Raw genomic sequence first — 21,360 nt, 5'->3', positions numbered from 1 at the left:
ATTGACCCTGCTCGACGCGTCAGTTACAGTACCGGCCTCACGTGCGAGCGGTTATGACGGAGGTAAACCCCGTGGGCAGTGGCGAACATCACTTCGAACCGATGACTGTGGGGATGATTTTAGACAGGGCATTCCGGCTCTATACCGAAAACTTTTCTCTCATGTTCGGCATTACGGCCGTCTTTAACTTGCCGCTGATTGTAATTCAGGCGATACCGACGCTTTTGATTAACCGCAGAGGTTCGCCGGTCCCTCTCGTTGCGGTGCTTGTATCAGGGCTCATTTCGTTGCTGACCCTGATGGTCGTTTATCCGCTTGTAACCGGCGCCATAACGAAGGCGGTAAGTGACAAGTACCTGGGAAACCCCGTGACGACGGCAGGCGCATTAGCCGAGGCATGGGGAAGCGTCGGTACTCTCGTAGTAACGCAGGTTGTCGCCGGACTGATTATTATCGGGGGCTTCATGCTCTTGATCGTACCCGGCATTCTCTGGGCCCTCTCGTATTCACTTATAGCGCCGGTGGTGATGGTCGAAGCGGCCGATCGAAAAACCCGCCGGGTTTACTCACTGACGGGCGAACCAAAGACGGCGCCTGTAACAATGGACAGCGCGGAAATTCGCCGCCGCAGCTGGAACCTGGTTAAGGGAAATCGCGGCAAGGTTTTCATCGTCGTCGCCCTGTTCTTTGTAATGACTCTCCTGCTCCAGAGCGGCGGCAATTGGGTTACATCTCTGGTTTTCGATGCCGCATCGAGTCTGAACGCGTTGGTTCAGAGTGTTGTCGCGAGTTTCGTCAGCATTCTGATTTCTCCGCTTCAGACAATTGCAATCACTCTGCTCTATTACGACTTTCGCATTCGTAAGGAGGGATTCGACCTTGAAATGTTGAGTCAGGCCATCGGCAGCCCATCGGTTCAAGCATGATTGCTCCGACTCCGGAAGAGGTTCGGCAGATTACAAAGGACGTTCTGGCACGGCCGGAGTTTCTTTCTACACCCACCTGGACTCAACTCCTGCTGGATCGGGCGCTTCAATGGCTGCGCGAAGTAGCGAATTGGTCAGGCCGGAACCCCCAATTATCGAAACTGCTCATTGCAATACTGTCCGTCATCCTCGTTTTATTGATCGTGCATATCGTGCTTACGGGCGCTCGAGAATTCGCGTCGCTGCGAAAGGAAGATGACGGCAGGCGGCGTGACCAGAGCCTTCGTGCTCTCGAAGGCATTGCGGAAAGTTGGAATGACGCCTTCAGGCTGGCGGGCGAGGCTCTGAACAAAGGCGATATCTACAGAGCCATCTGGATAACGCATCGCATTCTCCTATCCATTCTGGATCGAGCAGGCCAGATCCGATTTGTGCGGTGGAAAACCAACAGCGACTACATTCGCGAATGCGCCATTGGCGCCGACGGAGCTGCCGCCCTGCGCGAGCTGACCAACGCCTACGAACGCGTCATTTATGCCCACGGTGATTTCGATTGTGCCCACGCCGGCGAACTTCTGGCACAGGTCCGGCAGCTTGCGGTAAAGGCGGGCTCGTGAAAGAAGCGCGGTCGAACCTATGGACGGCAGTGCTGGCCGCGGGTATCTGTTTCATATTGATTCTGGCGATCTCCGCCCTTTCTGCGAATCCGTCCACCGATACTGTTTTGCGGAGACCATCGACTTTCTTCACCGATGCCAGCGGCGGACGGGCCATCTATCTTGTCCTCCAGCGGGCATTGCCTTCCGTCGGCCAGTGGCGTCTTCCACTCACAGAACTGAAGCGTCCCTCTCGCACCGGTTTCGCTTCGCTGATTGTCATGCATCCCGACACCATGGGCCAGGATGAGGCCAGGGCACTCGATGAATGGATCAGATCCGGCGGCCAATTGATACTCGCGTCCAATACGGATTGGATCATCCAGAGTTCCGCGAAGAGTCCCGTACCGAATTTCCTCGACCGGCATGCCATACATGCCGGTCCTGGCGCCGGCCGCGGTACGGAGTCTGCGGCCATCACTTCAGTTGGTAAGGGCAGAATCGTTTTTGTGGCGGATGATCATGCGTTTTCAAATTCGAGTCTGAGTAAGACCGACAATGCAGTCTGGCTTGCCCAACGATGCTCGGAATGGGGCGGCGGCGCATTATTCGATGAATATCATCTTGGATTCGCTTCCCAGCGTGGCCTGATTTCGCTTATGGCGATGTTCAGCGCCACCCCATGGGGGTTGATGTGCGCGCAGCTTTCATTGGCGGGTCTGATTTACATTTTCGGCTGCCGGCGCAGGTTCGGAGCACCGATTGATGAATTGCCGGTTGAACGAACCAATCCCGTGGATACCGTACAGGCTCTCGGCGGCTTATTCAGTGCGGCGCGCGCGCGGATCCTGGCTGCGACAATCATGCAACAGTATCTGAATGCGCATGTTTCAACGATTCTGCGCCAGCGCATTGATCTGATGGACGCAGCTGTCCGCGAACGGTTAGCGGGTCCTCTGGGGATTGAACGAGCGGATCTGGATTCCTATGCGCAGGCTGCAAAAGCTGCGGCTTCGACGCAGGTGTTATCCGACACTGATTTCGTTCAGTTCGGACAAAAGGCGGCAACGATCGCGAGGAGCTTCACTGATGGACTTGCCCGGGGCAGACGTTCAGGCACTGCTGGCTAAGCTCAGACAAAATCTGGCGAATTTGATTGAAGGTCAGGAATCTGTAATCGATGACCTGATCGTCGTTGTGGTCGCCGGCGGCCACGCGCTGATTGAAGGTGTTCCCGGCGTCGCAAAAACGCTTCTTGCGCGTTGTCTTGCGGCGTCGATCAATGCAAAGTTTTCACGCATCCAATTCACTCCGGATCTAATGCCGGCGGATGTCTCGGGCGTTAACGTGTTCGAGCCGAGATCGTCGGAGTTTCATTTCCGTCCCGGCCCATTGTTTGCTGATGTTGTCCTCGCCGATGAAATCAATCGCGCTCCTGCCAAAACCCAGGCGGCGCTGCTGGAAGCGATGCAGGAAGGTCAGATTACCATCGACGGCGTGACGCACGGTTTATCGCCCCTTCTGACGGTGCTTGCGACACAGAATCCGATTGAATATGAAGGAACCTATCCGCTGCCCGAAGCTCAGCTGGACCGCTTCATGATGAAAATCATCGTGGACTATCCCACTCTCGAAGCGGAGCGCCGGATGATCGCGCGGATGCACAGTCTTGGCGAAGGCATTCAGCATCCGGAGGCCTCTGTGGAACCGGTTCTCGACCCGGCAACGTTGCTGCAGATCCGCCTCGCATCGAACCGGGTCGAGGTCGACGAATCGATCGTCAACTACATTGTCGACCTTATCCGGAACTCCCGATCGGCTTCGAGCCTCGGGCTCGGCGCCAGCCCGCGAGCCGGCGTCATGCTTCTTCGCGCCGCAAAATCGCGCGCCTTGGTGCGCGGTAATTCATACGTCACACCCGACGAAGTTCGGGATGTTGTTTTGTCCGTGCTCCGGCATCGCGTAAGGCTTACACCCGAAGCCGAAATCGAAGGGTTGACCGCCGATTCCTGTCTGGATGAGCTGACGAAGCGTGTCCCGATACCGCGCTGATGGTTCCCACTACCCGTCTCCTACGCCTTGTTGTTTTCGGATCTCCGCTGTGGCTGCTGTCCTTTCTTTTTCCGGCGGGATGGGTCGTCGGAGCATTGTATTTAGTGTCCCTCGCTGTCGTATCTCTCATGGACTACCGGTCGGTTCCGGATGGCGGAGCGTTCGAAATCGACCGGGACTTCGGCCGTTTTTCCTTAGGGGCGGCAACGGACGTTCGCATTCTGCTGCGGAACCGCTCGAAGGCTTCTCTCCGCGTAGTCATGCGGGATGAACTGCCGCCGGGGTTGGAGCAGCTCACTGCCATTCCGGAGTTGCAGCTCGCGGGAAATACAGAGTGTGAATTTGCGTATCAGATCAAAGCGCTTAAACGCGGCCGGTATCAGCTCAGCAGCCTGGCCGCGCGCATCGGCCGGCGCGGCGCTCTAATGGAGAAGCAGGTGCGGATAGCGAGCGCCGCTGAAGTCCGAGTCTATCCACGATTTTCGACGACCGGGGAATCTCATCTGATCGCGCGCATCAGCCGGCTGGATGACGATGTCCGGCGGCCTCGCCGCGTGCGCGGCCATGGTACAGACTTCGAGAGCCTGTCCACTTACTATTCGGGCGATGATCCCCGAATGATCGACTGGAAGATCAGCGCAAAGCGCGGCTATCTCATCACGCGAAACCTGCAGACCGAGCGCGGCCAGCAGATCTCGGTCATGATCGATGCGGGACGCTTGATGGCATCCAGAATTGGAGACCGTTCGAGATTCGAGCATGCCCTCAGCGCCACCGTCATGCTCAGTTATGTTGCTCAGAAGCGCGGTGATGCGATCGCCGTATCCACATTTTCGGACCGCATCGAGTCTTTTGTCCCGCCCAGCCGCGGTACATCGATCATGCCGCGTGTTCTCGATTCGCTCTCAGTCGTGGAAGTCAAACAGGTCGAATCCGACTACTGGCAGGTGGTCGCTCAAATGATGGATAAACTGAAACGGCGAAGCCTGCTCATTATGATGACCGATGTTCTCGATGCCGCCGGCAGTGCCGGTCTTCTCCTGAATCTCACCCGGGCAACTTCGCGGCACCTGGTTTTGTGCGTTGTGTTGACCGAGCCGGCGATCGGAGCAATTGCGGAGTCCGCTCCCGGAACAGTGGATGAGACATATCTCAAGGCCGCCGCTGCCAGCCTGAAGTTGCAGCGTCAAATCGCGCTCGAAAAGATGCGCAACAAGGGAATACTTACTCTCGAAGCCGCACCGGAAGCTCTCACGGTCCAATTGATCCGGCGCTACCTGGAAATCCGAAAGGCGAATCTACAGTAATGGATGAGCATATCTCTGTCGTTACGCCCGATCACTTTGAACTCGATTTTGACATCGCAGGCGTCGGCTCACGGTTCTTGGCGCTGCTTGCAGACTCGATGCTGATTGGGGGAATCGTCATTGTCTTGATTTTGGCTGCCGTCGTCATGGGAATTGCGGGTCTCTTGACCGTCCGTTCTCAAGCGACAGGCTCCTGGGTTCTTGCAGTGGCTGTGATCGCCTACTTCATCGTCACATGGGGATATTTCCTCTTCTTTGAAGCTTTGAATAACGGCCAAACGCCCGGAAAGAAGTGGGCCGGGATCCGCGTCGTCAAAGACGACGGGCTGCCCGTCGGCTGGCGCGAGTCGGCTCTGCGTAATCTGGTTCGAGTGGCAGATACTCTTCCTCCCCCGGCATGCGTGGTGGGCGCGCTCGCGATCCTGATTTCGAAGAGGGGGAAGCGGCTTGGCGACCTGCTGGCCGGAACAATTGTCGTTGTGGACATTGCGAGGCTTGAACCCACTGAACGTGTATCGCGCTGGGGTACGACATGGATTCTGAAAGCAGAGCGCGGCAGGGTCCGGACGGGAATCATGGCCGGCGGCCTGCGGATCGAGGCAAACTCGATGCAGGTTATTGAACGGTTTCTCGCTCGCCGCGAGTCTTTGCCGGTTGCGCAGCGCGAGGCGCTCGCATGGAGGATCGCGTCCCCGTTACTTTCCGCAGTCGGCGAGGACCCGAAGGAAATCGAAAAGCGGCCGGAGCGGTTTCACATTTGCGAACAGGCGCTGCAGACAATCATGAAACTTGCGGATTCCGCGCCGAAGGCTTCATCGGATGGTGTTACTGAAGACGCAGCGGATGCAAAACGCCGGCAGTGGCGGCAATTCAATCAACGGATACAGCGATTCGAAGGGGCAGGCAAGCGAGACCTTTGGCGTCTCAGACCGGATGAACTGGCAGGCATTATCGAGGAGTACCGGACGCTGGGATGCGACCTTTCGCGCGCGCGTTCCATGGGACGCAGTTCGGCGGTTGTCCGCCACCTCAACAACATTGCAGTCCGGGCCCATGGGGTTCTGTATCGCAAAATGCTGGACGTCAAGCCGGTCCCGAAAAGCTCTTGGCTGAAAGCCTTTCCGATCGCGGTCCGGAGCCATCTTGGATCCGTCGGTCTTTCGGCCCTATTGCTGTTCGGACCTTCGTTCGTAAGCTTCTTCGCTGTCCAGGTACATCCGGAGCTCGGGTACGACCTTGTACCCGCCGGGTTCCTGGATTTTCAACCCGCGCGCCGCGAATCGATGCATGACATCCCGACCCTTGCCCGGCCGGTAGTCGCTTCCACAATTCTTACGAATAACATTCAGGTCACTCTGCTTTCTTTTGCTTTCGGATTGACGGCTGGTGTCGGCACGGCGTTTGTATTGATTACCAACGGAATTCAACTCGGAGCAGTCGCCGGATGGATGACGTCGAAAGGCAATAGCTCGTCGCTGTGGGGCTGGATCATGCCGCACGGCGGAACAGAGCTGCTCGCCATCACCCTTGCGGGCGCTGCCGGTTTGATGCTGGCGCGCGCCGTGATAGCTCCGGGGGAGGTACGCCGCGCCGTGGCTCTGCGACGCGTGGCCGTTTCCGCGCTGACGATCGAGCTGGGAGTGATGGTCATGCTCATATTCGCCGGTCTGATTGAAGGATTCGTCTCCCCGAGCAGTATCGGGTATGGAGCACGCATTGCCGTGCTTGCAACATCGATTGTTTTCTGGTTCGGTTATCTCGGTCTGTCCGGAACACGAAATTAGTGTGCTTTTTGTGCCTTTTGTGGTTTCTTCTTCCACATCGTTTCAAGGGAGGAACCTATGTGGAAGTTTGTCGCTCTGACGTCCGTTCTGGTGGCAGTGACGTTCGCTGCTCAACAACCCGCTGCGCCATCACCGTGGGCTTACGGTTTTGACGGACCTGCAGCGGCAACCGCTGCTCCGGCCGTACCTCCGGGCGGACGAGGCGGACAGGGCGGCCGTGGCAGCGGCGCCGCGCCGGCGCCCGACACAACGCTCCATCAGCTCCCGGGGAGCACAGGATCGTTCACGCTTGCTCAGATCCGCGATGGTTTTGGCCCGGCCGACTGGTTCCCTGGCGACCATCCTCCAATGCCCGACATCGTCGCGCACGGCAGGCGCGACGCGCAGATCAACGCCTGCAGCCTTTGCCACTATCCGAATGGAAAAGGCCGCGCCGAAAACGCGGGTGTCTCCGGTTTACCGTACTCGTATTTCGTGCAGACGATGATGGATTTCAAGAACGACCTGCGTAAGAGCGCCGACACTCGGAAGGCGAACACGAATCGGATGATCGCCTTTGCCAAAGCCATGACGGATGACGAAATCAAAGCCGCGGCGGCCTATTTCTCATCGATGAAGTGGACGCCATGGATACGCGTCGTCGAAGCCGACACCGTGCCGAAAACGCGCATCGCCGGCGGCCTGTTCCTCATGCTCGAAGGCGACCAGGCGGGCAAGGAGCCGATCGGCATGCGCATTATCGAAGTGCCGGAGAAAACAGAAGACACCGAGAGCCTGCGGAATCCCCGCTCCGGCTTCATCGCGTACGCTCCCCCGGGCAGCATCAAGAAAGGTGAAGCGCTGGTCACAACCGGAGCCGGCAAGACAACGCAGTGCGGCGTCTGCCACGGCCCGGATCTCGAAGGCCTCGGCCCGGTGCCCGGAATTGCAGGCCGCTCTCCAAGTTATGTCGTGCGTGAGTTGCACGATATGCAGCTCGGCACCCGCAAAGGTGTGTGGACAGACCTTATGAAACCCGTCGTCGCGAAACTGAGCGCGGAAGACATGCTGGATATCGCCGCTTATACGGCGTCCCGTGTACCCGGGGAGTCGCGCCGTCCGGCGAAATAGCGCAGAAGACGGGTGATTTGACATTCCGGCCACCCCTATGTAGAGTTACGACCATGCCATCCACCCTTCGTCTCTCACAGCAAGGTTTACGTGTGCTTCGAGTCTTTCTGGACGCGTTCACGGAAGATGTTCGTGTCGAACTTGCAGGAACGGACCTGCTGGCCGCGGCGCATATTTCTTCGGGCACGCTGTATCCGATTCTGCTCCGATTTGAACAGGCCGGTCTGCTTGAGAGCCGCTGGGAAAGGGAAAGGCCGGAATCGCTTGGACGGCCCAGGCGGCGATTTTACAGAATGACGCAGGAAGGAGCTCGCGTTGCACGCGAAGCCTTGCTTGACCTCTCTTTGCCGCGCGTCAATCCTGCGGCCAAGCTGGGCCTCGCATGAGTGATATCGTCATCGTCATCGTTCTACTCACGGTTATTGGCGCCGCACTCCTTGCTGCTGCGACGGCTATTTCTGAATTGCTGGTGCGGGCACGCGCGCGCCGCCTGCCCCCGGCACTGGTGCTTCGCATGGAAGAAGAATGGCTGGCAGAACTGAAGGCCATTCATAGCCGCCCAAGCAAACTCGCCTTTGCGATTGCTTTAACTTTTACGCGCCGAAGCGCCTTTGGCGCGGTTAATGAGGACAGCATGTCCGAATTGCACGATCATCCGAGCAACTTCTTCACACTGTTCAGCGGTTGGAAATCCCTGCTGACTATGACAACCACGCTCTTTGCGTTGGCGGCATACGGTTTGTCCTTTTTCTTGCCGGTACGTTATGCATCGGAAGCGTTGATAATCACAAAACCGGCGGATGTACCCGCTGTTGTCGCCCCTGGCCTGACAACAAGTTCACACATCATTCAGCAGCTCGATGGGACAAGGCAGCTCTTACTGAGCCGCACCAACCTTGTAAACTTGATCCGGGAATTCTCACTCGTCGATTCCGGGAAAGACCGGCTAACACTCGACCAACGCGTTCAGCAGATACGGGATAGCATCAGTATCACCGTCGATCCTGGATATGAAAAGAGCGGGAATATCGCATTCACATTGCGCTTCGTGGGACGGGATCCTAAAACGGTTCAGAAGATCGCGAGCAAATTGGTTACGCTGTTCTTGGAACAGAGTAGCCAGAGTCGCGAACAGGAGGTGTACGGCAGCGTGTTGTTCCTTCAGGTCCAACTCGACGAGCTGGGCAAACGCCTCACCGAAAAAAGCAAACTCCTTTCGCCCGAAAGAACCGGAAAAGGAGACGCAATTGTTCATGCTCTCGATTACGAAATGCTTCAATCTACGTATAAGTCGGTTTTTGCCAGGTTAGAAGAAGCGCGCATGACCGAATACCTGGAGACCCGGCAAAAGGGTGCGCAATTTGTCATAGTGGATCCGCCTTTTTTACCAGATGCCCCGATCGGTCCTGACCGGATGGCGATTGCTGGTATCGGTGGCGCGGGAGGTTGTCTCTTCGGTCTGATCGCGATCGCCGGTCTTTCGCGGCGAAGACGCAGAGCCCTCGCCTAGAATATGTTCCTGGCTCATCGCGATGAAGTCGTCGAGAGAATTCAGGGGCTGTTGAACGCCCGGCCCAGCGTTAACCGGGGCGCTCGCGATCCGGCGGCCGTGCGCGACCGCGGACACGAAACGCGAGTGCGCGACTTTCTCGCCAACTGGGGCGCGGCGGTTCCTGCCGCCGCCGATGCGACCCCGCCTGATTTCGATGCCCAGTGTGCCGCGATGCGCGCGGAAGCGGTAAAGGCCGGCGACCTTGTGGCGCAGATCTGGGACGGCGCGCAGCGGTTACTGGCCTGACCGTTATGTCTCAGCCCTGGAATCCATCACAGTACGCGGAGAACGCCGGCTTCGTCCCTGCGCTCGGCGCGAACATCCTGGCGCGACTCGCGCCGCGTGCGGGTGAGCGCATCCTGGATCTCGGCTGCGGCAACGGCACACTCACGCGCGACATCATCGCGTCGGGAGCGACCGTCGTCGGCGTCGATTCATCGGCCGAGATGGTCGCCGCCGCGCGCGGTCTCGGCATCGATGCCCGCGTGATGGACGCCGCCGCCTTGAGCTTTGACGGGGAGTTCGACGCCGTTTTTTCCAACGCCGTGCTGCACTGGGTGCGGAACGCCGATGCGGCGGCCGCCGGCATCGTTCGCGCGCTGAAACCGGTCGGCCGCTTCGTCGCCGAGCTCGGCGGCCACACCAACGTCGCGGCGATTTCCGTCGCCATCCGCGCGGTGCTCGCGCGGTATCACATCGACATCGACTGGCCGTGGTATTACCCCGCGCCCGGGGACTACCGCCGCGTGCTAGAGTCGCGCGGTCTCGCCGTCGACGACATCCGGCTATTCCCGCGGCCGACGCCGCTGCCCACCGGCATGGAGGGTTGGCTGGAGACCTTCGGCGGCGCCGTGCTGGCGAACGTTGGCAGCGATCTGCGCCAGCGGATCGTCAGGGAGATCGTCGAGCTGCTGCGGCCGTCGCTGTGCGACGAACAGGGACGATGGACGGCAGACTATGTGCGACTGCAGGTGATCGCGCGAAAAGCCGCCTGATTCGCAGACACGCCACCGGCGGTCCTCGGTAACCCACCAAATCCAAGCGTGCAGTATGGAACAGGGACGGCGCGAATCGCTCCGAGCGCTTCTTCGCGATTTGATCGAACAACACGGCGCGCCCAAACGAAAGGATATCCAGTGGGCAAAGCGCGTACTCTCACAACGGCGCCCGGGATAACTTTGGATACCGCGGCACTCATTCCGGATGTTGCATCTTAGAATGCGTCCGGGCAGAATGGCTCATGCCCATCCTCTTCGCGCTCGCCTTTACGATTTTGATCATCGCGGCGCATCCGCCATCTTCTCCAGTGCGCATGATCTTGTGCGCTTCGGGATGTACCACCTGAAGGCAGATCTTGCCGACCAGACGCCGGTCCTTTCGGATGCTTCGATCGACGAGATGCAAAAGCCAACCGGCGCCGTCCAATCCGGAAGCCGGTACGGGCTATGGAATCGGGTGGCTCATCAACGATTCTTTCTATGGTTATCGCAGCGTTGCACACGATGGGAGCATGGCAGGAGTCGCCTCGTTCCTGCGGCTGGTCCCTTCAGAGAAAATCGCCGTCGTGGTGCTGTGTAACTCCATCGATTGCGGGCCAGGAGAGGTTGTTGACAAGATCCTGGTCACGCTTTTGCCCAAGTGGCGCGCAGCTCCCGCATCAACCAACCCTGCTCCGCGGCCGCCCGCGTTCCAACCATCTCCGGTGCTCCTGGGAAGGTGGACCGGCGCCGTGTCCACATATAAAGGTGACATCCCGGTGGACCCGAATTCCCGAATTAATTCGGGAATCCGGGTGTGCGCCCCCTAACGGCTACGTCACGATGAACGTTACCGAGTCGCTCCAGTCCGTGTACGTGTGGTTCTTCAACGTGGCACGTGTTTGAAACGCATAGGTAGTGACCGGTGTCAGACCCGTGAGCAGCACGGGCGCCGTCAGCAGACCGATAGGTTGCTCGGTCCACGTTGTGGGCGCCGCGCCATTCACCATGGGCGCATAACGGACGGTGTAGCTCAACGCGTCCTTCAGCGAACGCAGCCAGATAGTGGCCTGTCCGCTGTTGGGGCCATGGGCGATTTTGCGGATCGTCTCCGACAACGGCGGTGATTTCGTCTTTGTCGTTGAAGCAGACTGGAAGCCGCTCGTCTGGAAGATCGACATATCACCTTTCGATGCGCCTTCCACGTAGCGGCCAAGCATCCGCACCATCTCCACGACGGTTGCGCGTTGCTTGTTTTTTTCGGCAATGACCTTCTTACTTCCATCGGCCGCTTGCGCGACGAGCGCCACGAAAGCGTCGATGTTCGTCTTCAGGGCCGCCAGATCGACCGGTGGAGCGGGGTAGTTCGCGTTGCCGGTCATGGCCGTCTGGATCGCAGTTGCACGTATAATCACATCCACGTCCGCGACGTTGCCGAAGCCATCCAATGGCTTGATGAGCTGGACAGTGTTACTTTTGGACATCCTTGTCCTCCTTTCTTTTGAGTTTTTATTGGAATCGCTGCAGGCTCTCGGTTGCGAGCCCTACTATATACAACGATGGGACCCTCAAAAAGCTGTCATCCTAAATGCACCATTTCTGGCAAGAAATCACTTCACTCAAACAAAGCAAACGGGTTAAATTTTTTTCGGGTCAAATCTGCAGTAAGGGTTTAATGCGTGAATCGATCGGTTGCAGGCGTAATTCAACGGGTGGCAGACCTGATCCAGCGCCCTGGATCCCTAATCTAACGCCTGCCACCCTTAAGCTTGGGAATGCCATACGGAATCTAATGCCCTGTACGCCCAAGGCAGCATGGGTCACAACCACGCTTGGTGTTAGCGGTCTCCATTCAACGCATGCCACACATGAAATCGATGGTCCGGCCGTTAAGGCAATACGCACCACATCGAATCAATGCCCCGCATACCTCAGCCTTCGTTTGCCATCCTTGTCCAACGCATCGCATACGTAATCTAACGGGCCGCTCGCCCGATCTAACGTCGCGAACACGGATTCAAAGTGTGGCAGACCACAATCGGACGGTCGACGTCAGCAGCTAAGGAGTGCCATACGCGATCGAACATCCGCCAGACTTAAGGCAACGGGCTGCATATTGAAGTCAGGGGGCGCATGCCGGATTCAACATGCCACCTACCAAAAGAACCGGATCGCGCACGTTGATTCCGATATCGCGCAGGCATGCTTAAGCCTTCGGCTTAAGCATGGCGGGCGGCCAACGTTTTCTATAAGTGGCGCCCGCCACGCAGCTTGCTTTTCCTGCACTTAAACCCCGAAATGCTTGGCTTTGAGAACTCGGCGCGAACCTGTTCATCGGACCGAGAGGCCGATCAGGATCTCGAATTGATCCGAACGTCTTTTCGGGTCATCAAAGGTTTTACTGTCCCAACGCGTATACCGCAGTTCCGGGCGAATCGCGAGACGAGAGCGGTCCCACTCGAGGCCGGCGTTGGCCACGTAAGCGGGAAACTGATTATCGAAGTTTTGAAATTGTGTGCGGAAATGTTCCACAGCTCCCGAATCGAAGTACGTCCAGGAATCGGAGGTACCCCACAGGGTTTGACCGACAACGCTGCCCCCTCCAGCATAGGGACGGATACGGCCCTGGAGGAAACGGTAATCGAATACGAGCGGAAACTCCCAGGAACCGCCTCTTGTGACGGTGCTGCTCGTGCCCGATTGAAACGTCTGATTATTCGCGAAACGGACCGGCTTGTACAGGGCATCGAGCTGGACCATAACCCGATCATACAAAATAGCCCCAAATGATGGACCCGCCGTGAAAGACGGTCTTTCGAAAGACGGTTGAACCGTAAATACACCGGGCATTCCCGTAAAGCTGGATTCGAGGCCTTTGGTGGTTGGCACTCCGGCGCGGAATCCCAACTCGAATACGACCCGTTGTTGACCGAAGGCGATCTCAGGCGAGATGAAAATCCCGGCAATAATAAACAGGGCGGCTTTGCGCATTAACGTTTCAAGCCACGAAATAAAAATCCAACCAGAAATTCGAATTGGTTTTCACGCCGCGCAACGTCAACCTCCTGAAGAACGCTAGACCAGTGCGTGTACCGCAATTCCGGGCGGATCACAACCCGCGACATGCGCAACTCCAGGCCACCGTTGATCACATAAGCCGGCGTCTGGCTCAAAAACGTCCCGGACAGACTTTCAGCCAGGATCATGCCGCCGCCACCAAAAGGCCGGATGGACCTATGCAAGACGATGTAATCGGCGAGCAGAGGAAATTCCCATGACGATAGCTCGGTCGACGAGGAAATCACCGGATTACCGGCCGTGGAAGAGAAGTTGTACCGGATCCTCTTATATAAGGCATCGAATTGAATAGAGATTCGATCCTGAACAACAACCGCGACTACGGGTCCCACCGAAATCGAAGGTCTTGAAAACGCCTGAGTGGAGAAAAGGGCGGCGGGCCCGGTCAGTTGCGATTCCAGCGGAAGCGTAAAAGTCGTTCCGGTCCGAACACCGAATTCGATTTCCACGGGACGCTGGGCGGCTGCGAAAAGAGGGCCGGCCAGAATCATAAGAAGAGCACAGGTGGTGAATCGCATTCGATACAACACGAATTATTAAGGATGGCAAACTCACCGCCCTCTATGAATAACGCATTCTCATTGCCTGACCGGCGGAACTGGAGTGCCACGTCCGAAAGCGCCGCAGAGCGGCGCCAGCGCCTATCGATCGGGACGTGATCACGAGCGAACGGTCTTAAAGGCCTCCACGCCATCGATGGGCTGACACGCCTTTCGCGGACTTTGTCATGAGCCTTCGGCGCCATTCCTTTTCCGCCGCTCATCAGCTACCTGAAACCGGTTTTCTCAGGGTGGGTCCTTTCCCCACTGGCCAACAGCGCCCTTGAGGCGCACGGTCTCTCCCGTTTTCTCAACTCGCCAGAGCCGCTAGATTCCTCGGTCCCGTACTTTACAAGCAGACGCAGGATCAGATCTGGCCGGACGCGAGGGTTGCACCGGCATAGCGAGCGTCGTCGGTCACCTCTATCCAGCCGCTCGGCACCGACAACGCACGCATCGCCGCATCGTCATCGAACTCGGCTTCGGCGAGCACGAGACCGGCGTGAGGCGGATCGAACACGTCGATACCGAACGGCGGCAGGCTGTGGCGCGTCTTCGTCAGGAGGTCGGCCGGCAGTGCGGCCAGCGCGTCGTACTCCGCGCGCGTCAGATAGATCGTCGTAACAAGAGGCGGCGTGGCGGCTGTTGCCGGGATCTTTTGCGTCAGCTTGTACACGGTGCCGGTGGTTGCCGGGTCGACGATTTCCCGCAGGCGGAGGCGCGTGCCGCGTAGATAACGATCGGTGATGCGGCGGCTGCGGATGAACTTGCCCTCCGGAACAGCGCGCAGCAGGAAACGGCGCTCGCGCTCGACGCGGCCGTACTTCAAGGCGTTCGCACCCGGCGTATCCATTACTTCGGGGCCGCGCCCGCAGCGCGCAACTGCTGGGCAAGAACTTCGTACGGCTGTGCGCCAATGACTTTCGTGCCTCCTGCGACAAAGCTCGGCACACCGCTGATGCCGTACCGGCCGGCTTTCTGCCAGTCCAGATCGATGAGGTCTTTGAACGTCCGCTCGACGAGGACGGTCCTCGCTTCGTCTTCCGGCAATCCCACTTTTTTAGCAATGTCGATGAGCACGTCAATATCGCCAATGTTGCGCCCTTCCACAAAATACGCCCGGTAGAGTGCCTGATGGATGGCTTCGAAGCCTGGTTTCGAGTCCGCCCACTTCGCCAATTCCTGCGCCAGCCTGCTGTTGTACGTGTGGGACCGCCGTTCATACGGCAGGCCTTCGCCATCCATCAGACTTTTCATCCGTGCATGCATGGCTTCCAGATCGAAATTGCGCCCCGCGAACAGATCTTTCAGCAGGAGTCCCTGGGGTGGCGTATCGGGGTGCAGAGGGAAATACACCCATTGCACGTGGATTGCGAAATTCTGTTTCAGCTTTTCAATACGCCCGGTACTGAGATAGCACCAGGGTCAGACAAAGTCTGTGAAGACTTCAAGCATTACCGGTTTGCTCATGAGACTATTCTACCGGAGGACCCTATGAAACGCGCTATTGCGCTCTGCCTGTTCGCCCTTTTGGCGCCTTTTGCATGGATCGGGGCGTCTTCTCCAGCGGCCCCTCAAACTACCTGCGACCGGGAATGCCTTCGCGGGTTCATTACGCAATATTTGAACGCGATGGCCGCTCACGATCCGAAATCGCTTCCGCTTGCGTCCGGCGTGCGCTTTACCGAAGACACCAGGACTTTGACTCTGGGCGAGGGGCTCTGGAAAGGCGCATCGGGCCTCCGCTCCTACCGGCAGGACTTCCTCGATGTACGCGACGGCCAGGCGGCGTCGCATGCCATCGTCGAAGAAGGCGGTAATCCCGTCATGCTGGCATTGCGGTTGAAGATCGCCGACAGAAAGATCGCAGAGATCGAAACAATGGTGACGCGCAACCGGACCGAGGGCGCGCTATTCGCGATCGAGGCGCTCACCAAATCTCATCCGGGCATGAACGTCGTTCCCGATGCTTCGCAGAAGATGCCGCGTGCCGATCTGATCCGTATTGCGGAGTTCTATCCGGCCGGACTGAAAGCCGGCGGCAGCTTCGAGGCCGTCCATGCGCCGTTCGCTCCCGATGCTTATCGGATCGAGAACGGAAATATCATGGCCGGGCCGGGGGCGCGGGCGGGCAGCGAAAATATCCTCACGCAGCGGGTGATCGCTCATCCGGACGTGAGCTATCGGATTGCCGCCGTCGATGAGGAAATGGGAATCGTTCTCATGTACCTCGATTTCGGCGATACGAACAGCTACGGTCCCGGCAATGCCCTGACCTGTTTTGAGGCATTCAAGGTCTATGGCGGACAAATCCACGCCGTCGAAGCGTTTATCCGGATCATGCCCGCGAACACTCCTTCCGGTTGGAACTACGAGGTGAAGAAGCCGAAGTAAATGAGTTTACGGCTGCGCACTATCGCACTTGCGCTTCTCGGGCTGCGCCTACAACTGCTTCAGGTACTCGCTGATTCCCATGTGCCCGCCGGCTTCGGCCCAGCCCGATGGAGTCGTGCCGATCTTGGCGTCCTTATATATAAGGATCCTGGCGGACCAGCATGCGGAACCGCCTCAGCGCGGTTGTGCCTGAAAAGATGGCGGCATACGACAATCGCGGCTATCAGCGGGCGTCCATCGCACGATTGATTTCCGCGGCGATTTCGAATGAGCGCAGACGCGCTGTGTGGGAGTACAGGTTCGCCGTAATCATCAGTTCATCGGCGGCAGTGAATTCGATGAACGAAGCAAGGCCTCGCTCGACGGTATCCGGACCGCCGACGACAGAGCACGAAAGCGCATAGTCGACTCCGGCGCGTTCCTCGGGCGGACAAAACGCGTCGATATCGTCGATCGGCGGAGGGATCTGGCCCGGCATCCCCCGCCGGAGGTTGATGAACGACTGCTGTATCGACGTGAAATGACGTCGCGCTTCCGCATCCGTGTCGGCGGCTATGACAGTCAATCCGCACATGACATGGGGCCGCTCCAGCTGCCGCGATGGCTGGAATTCGCCGCGATAAAGGCGCAGTGCGTGTGCCAATTCCGCGGGCGCAAAGTGTGAGGCAAAGGCGAACGGCAATCCGAGCTTCGCGGCCAGTTGCGCGCTGAAGAGGCTTGATCCGAGGAGCCAGATCGGAACAGCCATTCCCGAACCGGGTACGGCACGGATTCTCTGTGCCGGCTCAGCCGGGCTGAAATAAGCGAGCAATTCCTGCACATCGCGCGGAAACTCCTCGACGCTCTCGATATGACTTCGGCGCAGCGCTCGAGCCGTCAGCCCATCGGTGCCCGGCGCCCGCCCCAGTCCAAGATCGATGCGGTCCGGGTAGAGCGACGCCAGAGTGCCGAATTGCTCGGCAATCACAAGGGGGGAGTGATTCGGCAGCATCACTCCGCCGGAGCCCACCCGGATCGTTTTCGTGCCGCCGGCAATGTGTCCTATGAGAATGGATGTCGCGGCGCTTGCGATGCCGGGCATGTTGTGATGCTCCGCCAGCCAGTAGCGCCGATAACCCCACTGCTCGGCATGCTGAGCGAGATCCAGAGAATTATGGAACGCGTCGGCCGCGGTCGAATTCCGCGGAACCGGACAAAGGTCCAAGACTGACAACGGAATCATTTCATCACCGCAATGTGTAGTTGAGCAGCCAGACCAGCGCGAGTACCAGCGGCACGTGAACGGCGAATTGCAGCATGGAATAGCCGACGATGTCGCGGGCTTTCAAACCGAGAATTCCCAGCAGCGGCAGCATCCAGAACGGATGGATGAGATTGGCCAAAGCCTCCGTCGCATTGTAGGTTTGAACCGTCCAGCCGGGATGAACATGCAATGACTTTGCCGCATCCAATATATATGGCGCTTCGATCAGCCATTTTCCGCCCGCCGAGGGCACAAACAAGCCGAGAAATGCCGAATAGATGCCCACGAGCACGGGAAAGGTATGTTGCGTGGATACGGCTACGAAAAAGTGAGCGAGCCGTTTCGCCAGTCCGGACTCGGTCATCATCTTCACGATTCCGCCATACAACGGATATTGGATCAGCACCCCGGCCACTGAAGGCACGGCCGCTGTCACGGCGTCTACGAAAAACCGCGGCCGCCAGTGAAGCAGAAGGCCGGCGATCAGAAACAGAAAGATGTAGTGATTGAGCTCGAGGATAACGCTGAAGCCTTTGTCGCCGACCTCTCGAACCATGTAGGCGATGCCGAAAAAGCCGATCACTAACGTCAGGACCGGGCTGTATTCCAGCAGCTCGCCGGGCCTTTCCGCCTTGCCGGCCGGCGGCATCACGCGTTCATATCGGACTCCCATCGCTTCCATGTCCCGCGCCCGGCCGTGGGAGGGATGAGAGTAAAACGCAATCGTCATCGACACCGCAATCAAAACACAAGCAATGGCGATGCTTTGCCATAAACCAAGAGTTTGCGACAGTGGGATGACGCCGCTGATTTGCAGAATGGATTGGGGAAGCGATGAGGGAGCAGCCATGATCAGCGCCGCCGAGGATGATAGCCCCAGCGCCCAGACGCTGCCGACGCCAAGGTAACCGGCGGCTCCGATCGCGCGATAGTCCGCGCCGCGAACGCGATACGCCACTTCGCGCGCCAGCAAACCGCTGAAAATGAGGCTGAAGCTCCAGGACGGCAGCGATGCCAGCATCGAAAATAGTCCGACAAACGCCGCGGCACTTCTGCCGTTCGCCGGAATACGGGCGATTCGAAGAATCACCGCATAAACGGGCGGCGCCGTCGCGAGCGCATAGCCGCTGATGATGATCATCGTCATCTGCATCGTGAATGTCACGAGGTCCCAGAACCCGGCGCCGAACCACTGCGCCGTCTGGACCGGAGAATTGCCGATGCCCACGCAAGCCAGAAACACGATGATCACAGCGACAATTGCCAGCGCGAATGCATCCGGAAACCACCGCTCAAACCATTCCGAAAGATTCAGCCCGACGGCTGCAAGCCACGACCCGGCTGCTTTCTCTTCGGTCTTCACGGGCGGGATTGTATCAAGTTCCTGTTGCTTTCTCAGGATGGGCTGAATACGCTCCTGAACGCGGGCTAACATTTAACGGCACGGAGCACTTATGAGTTACAAAACCCTGGAGGACGCGTTACACGCGGCGGGGAATCCGGTTCACATGCTGCGAAATTCGCAGATCGGTCCATATGCCTTTCCGGTCGTGCGTTCGGAATTTACCAATTGGCGAGATGAGCAGCGCTCCTGGCGCGAGACCTGCGCTCTCTTCGATCAGTCGCATCACATGACGGATCTCTATGTCGAGGGACCGGACGCTCTCAAAGTGTTTTCGGATCTCGGCGTCAACACTTTCAAGAATTTCAGAGTCAACCAGGCGAAGCAGTTTGTCGCCTGCAATCACGACGGATTCGTTATCGGCGACGCCATCCTCTTTTACCTTGGCGAAAACAAGTTCAACCTGGTCGGCCGGCCGCCGGCTGCCAGCTGGGTCCAGTACAACGTGGGAGCGGGAAAGTACAACGCCAAGGTCGAACGGGATGAAAGATCCGCCGTCAATCAAGGCCGCCGCAAGGTTTTCCGTTTTCAGGTTCAAGGTCCGAACGCCGTAAAGACGATGGAGAAGGTGACCGGCAAGGCCGCACCGGACATCAAGTTCTTCAACATGGATGTTTTCAAAATTGCAGGGCGGGACGTCCATGCCTTGCGTCACGGAATGGTGGGACAGCCGGGCTGGGAGCTCTTCGGCCCCTGGGAATATGCCGATGAAGTGCGGAATGCTATCGTCGAAGCCGGCCTGGAATACGGCATCCGCCAGGTGGGCGCGAGGACATATCCGACCAGTTGTCTCGAATCCGGCTGGATTCCCTCTCCGATGCCCGCGATCTATACCGGTGAAAAAATGAAGCCGTACCGGCAATGGCTCACCGGCCAGAGCTATGAAGCGATGGCTTCGCTCGGGGGGAGCTTTTATTCCGACAACATCGCAGACTATTACCTCACGCCTTACGACCTGGGATACGGACCATTCGTTAAATTCGACCACGACTTCGTCGGGCGTCCGGCGCTCGAAAAGATCGCCGGGAATCCAAGCCGCAAGAAGGTCACGCTGGTATGGAACGGTGATGATCTGGCTCGCGGGTTCCGTTCGATGTGTCAGCCGGGATCCGACATTACGAAGTACGTCGATTTGCCCCTCGCGAATTATTCGACGCTGCCGTATGACAAGGTCTTGAAGGGTGGCAAAATTGTCGGCCTGTCGACTTACACCGGCTATACATACAATGAGCGAGCGATGATTTCGCTGGCAATGGTCAATGTCGAGCACAGCGAGCCCGGCAGCGAACTCACGCTGGTGTGGGGCGAAGAGGATGGAGGATCCACCAAACCGACGGTTGAGCGCCATGCGCAGATCGAGATTCGCGCGAAAACGGCGCCCGCTCCGTTCGCCGAAGTTGCGCGCACCGCGTACCGGCCCCACTGATCGACTGGACATTGGAATGAGACCGGAGGAATAGAGATGAGCATCACGGTAATAGACACAAATAACCGCCGGAGAGAACCCAGCCCGGCGGGGACGGTTCGCCAGATCGTCACTTCGGACGATAGAGCGAAGGAGCTGCGCGCGGCGATTCACGATATCGCCCCCGGCAAGTCGCAGGAATTCAATTCGGAAAGCCGAAGTCATCTGCTGTATGTCCTCGAAGGCGAGGGAGGCCAGTTCTCATTCAAAGGGCAGAACCACAGCGCGAAAAAGGGAACCGGACTGTACCTGGAGCCGCAAGAGAAGGCCACGGTTTCGGCGGGTGCGCATCCGCTCAGTCTGTTGCATCTCCATGTACCCAAACAGGCCGCGAAGCCCTCCAACACATCGCCAAGCAGCTACTACTTTGACGAAGACAGGTTGCAATCGCTGATCTCTGCCGGGAAGACGCGAATACGCAGTTTCTGGGTCAATAAGGAAACAGGTCTTTCCGGTGCGTGGGACATGCAGGCCGGATTGATGCGCTACGCACCCAACGGTTTTTCACCTCGGCACAAACACGAAGGCACCCCGACCAATCCCGGTGGCGCCGTCCACTTCTATATGATTTTCGAAGGGACAGGCAAAGTGATCGAGGACACCGGCACAACGCCGCTTGGACCAGGAGATCTCGTACTGATCCCGGCAGGCGAATGGCATCAACTTGTCGCGGACAAGACCGGTTTGCGGTACATGGAATTTCAAGGCCCCTTCGACTTCTCCAGTACGATGGACAATGACCCCGAAGGCAAGGACTGGTTCATCAACGGATCGGACGACGGAACCGGCAAACCGGTGAAGTGGGTGCAGAGCTGAGTGTAAACATGAATTGGATCATTGCATCATTGAAGGTTTCTTTATTGCTTTAAGTTGGAGAAATGAAGCAATGCCGAACTGAAGCAAGGGTCCAATAGAGTTATAGGACTTTCCCCTTG

At 58.1% G+C, this 21,360-nt stretch carries 22 protein-coding genes; 15 read left to right on the top strand and 7 right to left on the bottom strand.

Going from position 1 to position 21,360, the window contains the following annotated elements; translation table 11 throughout:
- The first annotated feature begins 53 nt into the window (after positions 1–53).
- The 12 genes from VGK48_14515 (at position 54) to VGK48_14460 (ending at position 11,134) form a co-directional block, all read left to right on the top strand.
- Positions 54–926 carry a hypothetical protein gene (locus VGK48_14515; GenBank protein ID HEY2382388.1) on the top strand — a complete coding sequence of 291 codons (873 nt, stop codon included), beginning with the start codon at positions 54–56 and terminating at the stop codon, positions 924–926.
- Positions 923–1,543 carry a DUF4129 domain-containing protein gene (locus VGK48_14510; GenBank protein HEY2382387.1) on the top strand — a complete coding sequence of 207 codons (621 nt, stop codon included), beginning with the start codon at positions 923–925 and terminating at the stop codon, positions 1,541–1,543. The genes VGK48_14515 and VGK48_14510 overlap by 4 nt, the downstream gene beginning before the upstream one ends.
- Positions 1,540–2,652 (top strand): DUF4350 domain-containing protein, encoded by a 1,113-nt coding sequence (locus VGK48_14505; protein HEY2382386.1) that lies wholly within the window; start codon positions 1,540–1,542, stop codon positions 2,650–2,652. Before VGK48_14510 ends, VGK48_14505 begins: the two co-directional genes overlap by 4 nt.
- Entirely contained in the window at positions 2,612–3,574 is a 963-nt protein-coding gene (locus tag VGK48_14500; protein ID HEY2382385.1) for a MoxR family ATPase, read from the top strand. Before VGK48_14505 ends, VGK48_14500 begins: the two co-directional genes overlap by 41 nt.
- Before the next feature lie 104 nt (positions 3,575–3,678).
- A complete protein-coding gene (locus tag VGK48_14495; GenBank protein HEY2382384.1) occupies positions 3,679–4,881 on the top strand; it encodes a DUF58 domain-containing protein in 1,203 nt (400 codons plus the stop codon).
- Positions 4,881–6,665: a stage II sporulation protein M gene (locus tag VGK48_14490; protein ID HEY2382383.1), complete on the top strand. Its 1,785-nt coding sequence runs from the start codon at positions 4,881–4,883 to the stop codon at positions 6,663–6,665. Before VGK48_14495 ends, VGK48_14490 begins: the two co-directional genes overlap by 1 nt.
- A gap of 57 nt (positions 6,666–6,722) precedes the next feature.
- Complete coding sequence (locus VGK48_14485; protein ID HEY2382382.1) at positions 6,723–7,775, top strand: c-type cytochrome; 1,053 nt, start codon at positions 6,723–6,725, stop codon at positions 7,773–7,775.
- Between the two features lie 53 nt (positions 7,776–7,828).
- Complete coding sequence (locus tag VGK48_14480; protein HEY2382381.1) at positions 7,829–8,161, top strand: helix-turn-helix transcriptional regulator; 333 nt, start codon at positions 7,829–7,831, stop codon at positions 8,159–8,161.
- Positions 8,158–9,285: a hypothetical protein gene (locus VGK48_14475; GenBank protein ID HEY2382380.1), complete on the top strand. Its 1,128-nt coding sequence runs from the start codon at positions 8,158–8,160 to the stop codon at positions 9,283–9,285. The genes VGK48_14480 and VGK48_14475 overlap by 4 nt, the downstream gene beginning before the upstream one ends.
- A gap of 3 nt (positions 9,286–9,288) precedes the next feature.
- Complete coding sequence (locus VGK48_14470) at positions 9,289–9,573, top strand: hypothetical protein (GenBank protein ID HEY2382379.1); 285 nt, start codon at positions 9,289–9,291, stop codon at positions 9,571–9,573.
- Positions 9,574–9,578: 5 nt separating this feature from the next.
- Positions 9,579–10,322 (top strand): methyltransferase domain-containing protein, encoded by a 744-nt coding sequence (locus VGK48_14465; protein ID HEY2382378.1) that lies wholly within the window; start codon positions 9,579–9,581, stop codon positions 10,320–10,322.
- A 386-nt stretch (positions 10,323–10,708) separates the two neighbouring features.
- Positions 10,709–11,134 (top strand): hypothetical protein, encoded by a 426-nt coding sequence (locus tag VGK48_14460; protein ID HEY2382377.1) that lies wholly within the window; start codon positions 10,709–10,711, stop codon positions 11,132–11,134.
- A 3-nt stretch (positions 11,135–11,137) separates the two neighbouring features.
- Here VGK48_14460 and VGK48_14455 read toward each other — a convergent pair whose 3' ends face one another.
- The 5 genes from VGK48_14455 to VGK48_14435 form a co-directional block, all read right to left on the bottom strand.
- The gene (locus VGK48_14455) at positions 11,138–11,788 is read right to left on the bottom strand and encodes a hypothetical protein (GenBank protein ID HEY2382376.1); all 651 of its coding nucleotides are present in this window, start codon (positions 11,786–11,788) and stop codon (positions 11,138–11,140) included.
- A gap of 847 nt (positions 11,789–12,635) precedes the next feature.
- A complete protein-coding gene (locus VGK48_14450; protein HEY2382375.1) occupies positions 12,636–13,295 on the bottom strand; it encodes a hypothetical protein in 660 nt (219 codons plus the stop codon).
- Positions 13,295–13,873: a hypothetical protein gene (locus tag VGK48_14445; protein ID HEY2382374.1), complete on the bottom strand. Its 579-nt coding sequence runs from the start codon at positions 13,871–13,873 to the stop codon at positions 13,295–13,297. The genes VGK48_14450 and VGK48_14445 overlap by 1 nt, the downstream gene beginning before the upstream one ends.
- A gap of 415 nt (positions 13,874–14,288) precedes the next feature.
- Positions 14,289–14,774, bottom strand: coding sequence for a hypothetical protein (locus tag VGK48_14440; GenBank protein ID HEY2382373.1), 486 nt, complete (start codon positions 14,772–14,774; stop codon positions 14,289–14,291).
- The gene (locus VGK48_14435) at positions 14,774–15,391 is read right to left on the bottom strand and encodes a DsbA family oxidoreductase (GenBank protein ID HEY2382372.1); all 618 of its coding nucleotides are present in this window, start codon (positions 15,389–15,391) and stop codon (positions 14,774–14,776) included. The genes VGK48_14440 and VGK48_14435 overlap by 1 nt, the downstream gene beginning before the upstream one ends.
- A gap of 24 nt (positions 15,392–15,415) precedes the next feature.
- Between VGK48_14435 and VGK48_14430 the strand changes: the two genes are divergently transcribed.
- The gene (locus tag VGK48_14430; GenBank protein ID HEY2382371.1) at positions 15,416–16,315 is read left to right on the top strand and encodes a hypothetical protein; all 900 of its coding nucleotides are present in this window, start codon (positions 15,416–15,418) and stop codon (positions 16,313–16,315) included.
- 223 nt (positions 16,316–16,538) lie between these two features.
- Here the strand turns inward: VGK48_14430 and VGK48_14425 are convergent, their stop codons facing one another.
- Positions 16,539–17,537: an LLM class flavin-dependent oxidoreductase gene (locus VGK48_14425; protein ID HEY2382370.1), complete on the bottom strand. Its 999-nt coding sequence runs from the start codon at positions 17,535–17,537 to the stop codon at positions 16,539–16,541.
- Between the two features lie 4 nt (positions 17,538–17,541).
- Positions 17,542–18,993: a TIGR00366 family protein gene (locus tag VGK48_14420; GenBank protein ID HEY2382369.1), complete on the bottom strand. Its 1,452-nt coding sequence runs from the start codon at positions 18,991–18,993 to the stop codon at positions 17,542–17,544.
- A 19-nt stretch (positions 18,994–19,012) separates the two neighbouring features.
- Here VGK48_14420 and VGK48_14415 point away from each other — a divergent pair, with 19 nt between their 5' ends.
- Together VGK48_14415 and VGK48_14410 are read left to right on the top strand one after the other, a co-directional pair.
- A complete protein-coding gene (locus VGK48_14415) occupies positions 19,013–20,386 on the top strand; it encodes an aminomethyl transferase family protein (protein ID HEY2382368.1) in 1,374 nt (457 codons plus the stop codon).
- Positions 20,387–20,422: 36 nt separating this feature from the next.
- Positions 20,423–21,241, top strand: coding sequence for a cupin domain-containing protein (locus tag VGK48_14410; GenBank protein ID HEY2382367.1), 819 nt, complete (start codon positions 20,423–20,425; stop codon positions 21,239–21,241).
- Positions 21,242–21,360 lie beyond the last annotated feature (119 nt).

The sequence above is a fragment of the Terriglobia bacterium genome (assembly GCA_036496425.1).
GTDB lineage: Bacteria > Acidobacteriota > Terriglobia > 20CM-2-55-15 > 20CM-2-55-15 > 20CM-2-55-15.
This window is presented reverse-complemented; position numbering and strand designations above follow the sequence as displayed.

Excerpts from the sequence above, each read along its gene's own strand:
- VGK48_14515 (HEY2382388.1), top strand. The coding sequence starts at position 54 with ATGACGGAGGTAAACCCCGTGGGCAGTGGCGAACATCACTTCGAACCG.
- VGK48_14510 (HEY2382387.1), top strand. The coding sequence starts at position 923 with ATGATTGCTCCGACTCCGGAAGAGGTTCGGCAGATTACAAAGGACGTT.
- VGK48_14500 (HEY2382385.1), top strand. The coding sequence starts at position 2,612 with ATGGACTTGCCCGGGGCAGACGTTCAGGCACTGCTGGCTAAGCTCAGA.
- VGK48_14490 (HEY2382383.1), top strand. The coding sequence starts at position 4,881 with ATGGATGAGCATATCTCTGTCGTTACGCCCGATCACTTTGAACTCGAT.
- VGK48_14485 (HEY2382382.1), top strand. The coding sequence starts at position 6,723 with ATGTGGAAGTTTGTCGCTCTGACGTCCGTTCTGGTGGCAGTGACGTTC.
- VGK48_14480 (HEY2382381.1), top strand. The coding sequence starts at position 7,829 with ATGCCATCCACCCTTCGTCTCTCACAGCAAGGTTTACGTGTGCTTCGA.
- VGK48_14475 (HEY2382380.1), top strand. The coding sequence starts at position 8,158 with ATGAGTGATATCGTCATCGTCATCGTTCTACTCACGGTTATTGGCGCC.
- VGK48_14470 (HEY2382379.1), top strand. The coding sequence starts at position 9,289 with ATGTTCCTGGCTCATCGCGATGAAGTCGTCGAGAGAATTCAGGGGCTG.
- VGK48_14465 (HEY2382378.1), top strand. The coding sequence starts at position 9,579 with ATGTCTCAGCCCTGGAATCCATCACAGTACGCGGAGAACGCCGGCTTC.
- VGK48_14460 (HEY2382377.1), top strand. The coding sequence starts at position 10,709 with ATGCTTCGATCGACGAGATGCAAAAGCCAACCGGCGCCGTCCAATCCG.
- VGK48_14455 (HEY2382376.1), bottom strand. The coding sequence starts at position 11,788 with ATGTCCAAAAGTAACACTGTCCAGCTCATCAAGCCATTGGATGGCTTC.
- VGK48_14450 (HEY2382375.1), bottom strand. The coding sequence starts at position 13,295 with ATGCGCAAAGCCGCCCTGTTTATTATTGCCGGGATTTTCATCTCGCCT.
- VGK48_14445 (HEY2382374.1), bottom strand. The coding sequence starts at position 13,873 with ATGATTCTGGCCGGCCCTCTTTTCGCAGCCGCCCAGCGTCCCGTGGAA.
- VGK48_14440 (HEY2382373.1), bottom strand. The coding sequence starts at position 14,774 with ATGGATACGCCGGGTGCGAACGCCTTGAAGTACGGCCGCGTCGAGCGC.
- VGK48_14430 (HEY2382371.1), top strand. The coding sequence starts at position 15,416 with ATGAAACGCGCTATTGCGCTCTGCCTGTTCGCCCTTTTGGCGCCTTTT.
- VGK48_14425 (HEY2382370.1), bottom strand. The coding sequence starts at position 17,537 with ATGATTCCGTTGTCAGTCTTGGACCTTTGTCCGGTTCCGCGGAATTCG.
- VGK48_14420 (HEY2382369.1), bottom strand. The coding sequence starts at position 18,993 with ATGTTAGCCCGCGTTCAGGAGCGTATTCAGCCCATCCTGAGAAAGCAA.
- VGK48_14415 (HEY2382368.1), top strand. The coding sequence starts at position 19,013 with ATGAGTTACAAAACCCTGGAGGACGCGTTACACGCGGCGGGGAATCCG.
- VGK48_14410 (HEY2382367.1), top strand. The coding sequence starts at position 20,423 with ATGAGCATCACGGTAATAGACACAAATAACCGCCGGAGAGAACCCAGC.